Origin of the sequence: Micromonospora sp. NPDC005979 (genome assembly GCF_040614415.1) — a bacterium.
Taxonomy (GTDB): domain Bacteria; phylum Actinomycetota; class Actinomycetes; order Mycobacteriales; family Micromonosporaceae; genus Micromonospora.
The window spans coordinates 765653-771746 of the sequence record NZ_JBEXUR010000001.1 but is presented as its reverse complement, the minus strand read 5'-3'; the positions used below and the strand labels follow the sequence as shown (position 1 = coordinate 771746).

The window sequence follows — 6094 nt, the reverse complement described above, 5'->3', positions numbered from 1 at the left end:
CCGACATACGGGTCGCCGCGCCGGGCTCGCCAGGCGGCAGACCCGGGTCCGTGCCGGTGTCGGCGACGGTCCGCGCCCCGACGGCCGCCGTCGCCGGGCTGACCGCCGGCCCGTCCGGGTATCCGGCGAACGCCGGGGTGGTCCCACCGAGCGGGCGCGGCTGCTCCACGAACGCCACGTGCCGCCACGAGTTCGCCGTCAACGCACCCGTGTTGTCGTACGACATCCCCAACAGATCCAGACCACTTCCCGGGACGTCGTTCCACTCCTTGCACGCCACCTCACACGCCTTACACCCGATACACACACTCGTATCGGTGAAGAACCCCATCCGCTGCGGCGCGTCCACGTACCCCGCGTCCGGCGCCGGATCGAGCGGCCCGTACAGGGCGTTGGCATGCGGCATCGCTCAGTCCTCCTGGTCGCTGCTGCTGTCGGCGACGTCCGTCGTGACCAGCGGTGGGTAGCGGTGGCTCAGGTTGCCCGACCGTCGCCGGTAGTCCAGGACGAGATCCAGCAGCTTCTGGCCTCTCGGTCGCCGGCCGGGCCGTACATCGCACGTGCCGACCTTGCTCTCCTGGATGAGGACGTTGGGGTCGAGGGTGATGCCAAACAGGTCGTTGGCCGAGTCGCCGGTCACCAGACCCTCGAACCCGAAGTGGTACGGCAGCCACACCTGGTGGATGACGCGACCGTCCACCCGCAACGGCGTGAGCCGGTCGGTCACCAGCACCCGTGCCTCGATGGCCGCGCGGGTGGTAACCAGGTGCGCCCAACCCAGGTGAGTCAGTCCCCGGTGCACGGCCAACTCGGGCGACACCTCGACGAACATCTCCGGTTGCAGTTCGGCGAGGTGCGGCACGGTCCGGCTCATGCCTCCGGCGGTGTGGTGCTCGGTGAGCCGGCTGACCGTGAAGACGTACGGGAAGACGTCGCTGTGCTGCTCCGGCGGGCTCGGGTTGAGGTTGTTGATCGGATGGATGTAGACCTTGCGGGTCGGGTTGGCCTGCTGGCGGTAGAGCGGGTTGCGCACCGGCGACTCGACCGGCTCGTAGTGGGTGGGCAGCGGACCGTCCAGGACACCGCTGGGCGCGTACAGCCAGCCCTTGCCGTCGCCCTGAAGGATGAACGGGTCGTCGCCCGCGATGCCCGCGACGCCCGAGGTGTTCGGCGGGGGACGGTACGAGGGCGCCTTGGTCTTCTCGAAGTCCGGCACGTCGTAGCCGGTCCACTCGGATTTGTCCGCGTCCCACCAGACGTACTTCTTGCGTTCGCTCCACGGGCGCCCGTCCGGGTCGGCGGAGGCACGGTTGTAGAGGATGCGCCGGTTGGACGGCCAGGCCCAACCCCATTCGGGCGCCACCAGGGACTGTTCCGCGCCGGGCTTGCGGCGGGCGGCCTGGTTGACGCCGTCGGCGTACACCCCGGTGTAGATCCAGCAGCCACCCGCCGTGGAGCCGTCGTCCTTCATCTCCGTGTAGCTCGCCAACGGCCGGCCGGTCGTCACGTCGTACCCGTTGATCTCGCGCAGCACCGACTCGGCGCTGGGCTCCGCGTGCGGACCGTGCGTGGGGTAGTCCCAGGTGAGGTCCAGCAACGCCCGGTCGCGGGGTCGGGTCGAGCGCGCGAGGCGTTCCCGGACGATGCGACCGAGGTGGTAGAAGAACCACAGCTCGGAGCGGGCGTCGCCCGGCGGCTCGACGGCCTTCTCCCGCCACTGCAACAGCCGCTGCGTCTGCGTGAAGGTGCCCTCCTTCTCCACGTGCGACGCGGCGGGCAGGAAGAACACCTCCGTCCGGCACTCCCGCGGCACGATCTCGCCCGTCTCGATCTCCGGACCGTTCTTCCAGAACGTCGCGCTCTCGATCATGAACAGATCCCGCACGACCAGCCAGTCGAGGTTCGCCATGCCGAGGCGCTGCGCCCGGCCGTGCGCCGAACCGATCGCCGGGTTCTGCCCGAGCAGGAAGTACCCCTTGATCTTCCCGTCGATCATGTTCAGCACCTGCTGGTACGTGCCGTGGTCGCCGGTCATCCGGGGCAGGTGGCCGTAGCAGTAGTCGTTGTCGGCGGTGGCCGCGTCACCCCAGTACGCCTTGAGCAGGTTCACCCCGTAGGCGCGCGCGTTGCCCCAGAAGCCCTTCTGCTCGGGATGGGCGATGCTGCCGATCCACTCGTCGAGGGTCGGGTGGTCGGCGTGGTGGGGCATGGGCAGGTAGCCGGGCAGCAGGTTGAACAGGGTCGGGATGTCCGTCGAGCCCTGGATGCTCGCGTGCCCGCGCAACGCCATGACCCCGCCACCCGGACGGCCCACGTTGCCCAGCAGGAGCTGGATGATCGCCCCGGCGCGGATGTACTGCACACCCACGCTGTGCTGCGTCCACCCCACCGAGTAGACCAGCATCCCGGTACGCTCCCGGCCCGAGTTCGCCGTCCACTCCCGCGCCAACTCCAGGAACTTGTCCTGCGGGATGCCGCAGACCCGCTCCACCATCTCCGGCGTGTACCGGGCGTAGTGCCGCTTGAGGATCTGATAGACGCACCGCGGGTGCCGCAACGTCTCGTCCCGCTGGGTCTGCCCACCCACCGGCGCACCATGCGACTCGTGCTCCAACCCGGCCGCCGTCTCCCGCTGCGTCTCGGTGTCCCGGGTGGAGATGTTCTCCGGGGCGCCCTCGTACTGCCAACTGCTCTGGTCGTAGCTGGCGTTGGCCTCCACGAAGCCGGAGAAGAGCCCGTGCAGATCCTCGGTGTCCTGGAAGTCGTCGGTCACGATGGTGGCGGCGTTGGTGTAGGCGAGGACGTACTCCCGGAAGTCCAGCTCGTTGTCGAGGATGTAGCGGATCACCCCACCCAGCAGCGCGATGTCCGTCCCCGCCCGGATCGGCAGGTACCCGTCCGCCACCGCGCTCGTGCGCGTGAAGCGCGGGTCGACGTGGAACACCTTCGCGCCCCGACGCTTGGCCTCCATCACCCACTGGAACCCGACCGGATGCGCCTCGGCCATGTTCGAACCCTGGATGATGATCACGTCGGAGTTCGACAGGTCCTGCTGGTACTGGGTGGCGCCGCCGCGACCGAAGCTGGTCCCCAGACCGGGGACGGTGGCGGAGTGTCAAATACGGGCCTGGTTCTCGATCTGCAACGCCCCCATCGCCGTGAACAACTTCTTGATGAGGTAGTTCTCCTCGTTGTCCAGCGTCGCCCCACCCAGACTGGAGATCCCCAGCGTCCGGTGCAGCGGCCGGCCCTGCTCGTCCACGTCCTCCCAGGTCTCGTCCCGGGCGGCCAGGACCCGGTCGGCGATCATGTTCATCGCCGTGTCGAGGTCGAGGTCCTCCCACTCGGTGCCGTACGGCCGGCGGTAGCGGACCGTCGTCTGCCGCAGCGGGCTCGTCACCAGGCTCTTGCTCGCAGACCCCTTGGGACACAACCGGCCCCGCGAGATCGGACTGTCCGGGTCACCCTCGATCTGCGTAACCTGCCCGTCCGCCACGAACACCCGCTGACCACACCCCACCGCACAGTACGGACACACCGACCGCGCCACACTTTCGGCGGTCTCGGTGCGGGCGGTCAGCGAGAGGGATCGGGCCGACTTCGCGGCGGCGCCGCGACCGAGCGGGTCGGTGCCGCTGAGCTGGCGATAGAGCGGCCAGCTCGCGATCCAGCGGCGCACCCCCATCGCTGCACCTTCCCGACGAAAGACCCAAAATATGAATACTCCGACAGTAGATGAGCGGACGGGCCCGCCGCAGCGGGATCAGCAGAGCAATGCCTCCCCCGGCCGGGTCACGGCGGCCGAGGGAGGCATGGTGAACGGGGGCGTCGGCTACGGATGCCCGGCGGCCAGATGGTCACCGAAGGTCCGGTATCGGCGCAGCTCCCAGAGCAGCCAGCCGATGCTGACGATCGCCACGGCGACGAAGACGAACGAACCGGTGAAGGTGTCCCAGAGCGTGTGCAGGGCGACGACGCCCACGAAGGTGCCCAGGAAGCCGAACAGGCGGCGGACGCTCGGGGTGGCCAGCAGCGCCCACAGCGCGCCGGCGGTCAACCCGGTCCAGGCGGTGTGCCCGGCGGGCGCGGTCAGCCCCCGGATGAACAGGGTCTGCTCCACCGCGCCGATGTTGCCCTTCGAGCTGAGCAGGGCGGTGAAGGCGTACCCCATCGTCTCCAGCGCGGCGAAGCCCATGCCGGCGGCCACGCCGATGACCAGACCGTCGGACGGCACCCGGCGGCGGTGCTGCGCCAGGGCCGTGAACAACAGCACCACGGGGACGATCAGCTTGGCCGACTCCTCGATCAACGCCACGAACACCATGGGCAGGGTGCCGAGGCCGCGCAGGGTGTCGTACTCCAGGGTGCCGGCCACCACCGTGCCGATCACCCCGCCGAAGAACGCCGACGTCACCAGCACCGACGCCGGCACCTGCCACCGCCCGGTACGGGCCTGGGCGAACGTCAGGAACGTCAGGGGCGCCAGGGTCGCGCCGAGCAGGATCAGCGCCGGCACGAAGTTCGGATTCTGGGTGCTGACCAGGGTCCGCAGCACCGCTATATAGAGGATCAGCCCGACAAGGAGCACACCGACCCACGCCCACCGGCGAGAACGATCACGCATACCCGGGGAGTCTGGCGGATCCAGGTTACGAAGACCAGCGTGGGTGCTGAGATGACTGCGATGACTCGCCACGCACCGCAGCGGCCACTGCTGCGCGACCGGACGGCTCCGAACGCGAAGCCAAGCAGCTCAACCAGATGCGGAAGCGGCTCGAGTGGCCCGACCTACAGGCGGCCGCGAACGACCTCGGCCGAAAGATCAAGTCGGAGTTCCCGCCCACCGCGATCGTCACTCCCGGCCTTCCCGGTGCCACCTTCGCCAACCTGCTCGCGGCGAGTTCGACAACCAACCGCCCGTATTCGTCGGAACGCGGACCTGGCGGGACGACCCGCACGGTCCGGTGGAGTCGAGTGGGTCCTTCCTCTTCGAGACGACGAAGTGGCTCGTGACGATCCCCGAGGCCGTCCTGGCCTACCGGGGCGGCAACATCCTGATCGTCGACGACTTCGTAATGTCCGGCGACTTCCTCGCGGGACTGCGGGCACGCCTCGTCGACGAGGGCGTTGCCGCCGACCGCATCCGGGCGGCATCGGTCGCCGTCACCCGGGTGGCCCGCAAGAACCACAAATCCCCCGAGTACTACTGGTGGCTCGCCGACAGCGACGACTTCTTCTTCCCCTGGGGCAGAGCCAGGTAGCCGGCAGCGGCCGCCGCGTTCCAGGGCATGACCGCCCACCCGATGACGTCCGACTGCGGCGACGCGGCTCGTGGTCGCCGTCGTCCGCTTCGGCTGCCCGCCGTGTCGATGTGCTCACGACCGCATCCGCACCCACTGGAGGTGACCGAGGATCATCGCCGGCCGCCGGCTGCGCCCACCGCCCCAACAGTCGGGAACTACCCGTCCAGAGCATCTGAAACGGTGCTCAGCGCTCGCGGCGCAGCACGGTGAACGCGCCTGCCTCGACGGCTTCCACCTCCTCGAAGCGAAAGTCGGCCCGCGCCCCGGGCGCGAACAGACGCTCGCCCGCACCGGCGATCGTCGGGAACGTGATCAGCCGGTACTCGTCGATCACGTCCGCGACGGCCAGCGCCCGGACCAAGCTGAGGCTGCCGATCACCACCACGTCGCGCCGGGTGCGCTCGTCGACGGCCCAGGCCACCGGGTCACCGTCGATCGGGGCCGAGTTCGACCAGGCCGCCGCGTCGATGCCCGTGGTGGTCGCCACCCGCTTGGGCACGGCGTTCATCAGCGAGGCGTAGCCTCCATCGCGCTTCGGCCACAGCTGGGCGAAGTGCTCCCAGGTGCGCCGGCCGTAGAGCTGGACGCCCTGCTCCATCCGGGCACCGAGGCGGAACTTGTCGCCGCTGACCGGCCCTGCCCCGTACCGGAACGCCCACCCACCGTGGTCGGTACCCCAGCGCCCGTCCGGGTCGGAGACCACGCCGTCCAGCGTGGAGAACTGAATGACGATGATGTCGCCCATGTGGATCCCTTTCACCGTGGCGGTCCAGCGCGGCCCGCTCCTACCA

4 protein-coding genes and 1 pseudogene are annotated in these 6094 nt (G+C 69.3%); 1 reads left to right on the top strand and 4 read right to left on the bottom strand.

Going from position 1 to position 6094, the window contains the following annotated elements; genetic code table 11:
* The 3 genes and pseudogenes from ABZ272_RS03165 to ABZ272_RS03155 all read right to left on the bottom strand — a co-directional run.
* Positions 1–406: pseudogene (locus ABZ272_RS03165) on the bottom strand (4Fe-4S ferredoxin); the annotation flags it as partial.
* Positions 407–409: 3 nt separating this feature from the next.
* Positions 410–3685 (bottom strand): formate dehydrogenase, encoded by a 3276-nt coding sequence (gene fdh / locus ABZ272_RS03160; protein WP_355048232.1) that lies wholly within the window; start codon positions 3683–3685, stop codon positions 410–412.
* A 147-nt stretch (positions 3686–3832) separates the two neighbouring features.
* Entirely contained in the window at positions 3833–4624 is a 792-nt protein-coding gene (locus ABZ272_RS03155) for a PrsW family glutamic-type intramembrane protease (protein WP_355048231.1), read from the bottom strand.
* Between the two features lie 385 nt (positions 4625–5009).
* Here ABZ272_RS03155 and ABZ272_RS03150 point away from each other — a divergent pair, with 385 nt between their 5' ends.
* A complete protein-coding gene (locus ABZ272_RS03150) occupies positions 5010–5261 on the top strand; it encodes a hypothetical protein (protein ID WP_355048230.1) in 252 nt (83 codons plus the stop codon).
* A gap of 226 nt (positions 5262–5487) precedes the next feature.
* Here ABZ272_RS03150 and ABZ272_RS03145 read toward each other — a convergent pair whose 3' ends face one another.
* Positions 5488–6048: a dihydrofolate reductase family protein gene (locus ABZ272_RS03145; RefSeq protein ID WP_355048229.1), complete on the bottom strand. Its 561-nt coding sequence runs from the start codon at positions 6046–6048 to the stop codon at positions 5488–5490.
* Positions 6049–6094: the final 46 nt, after the last annotated feature.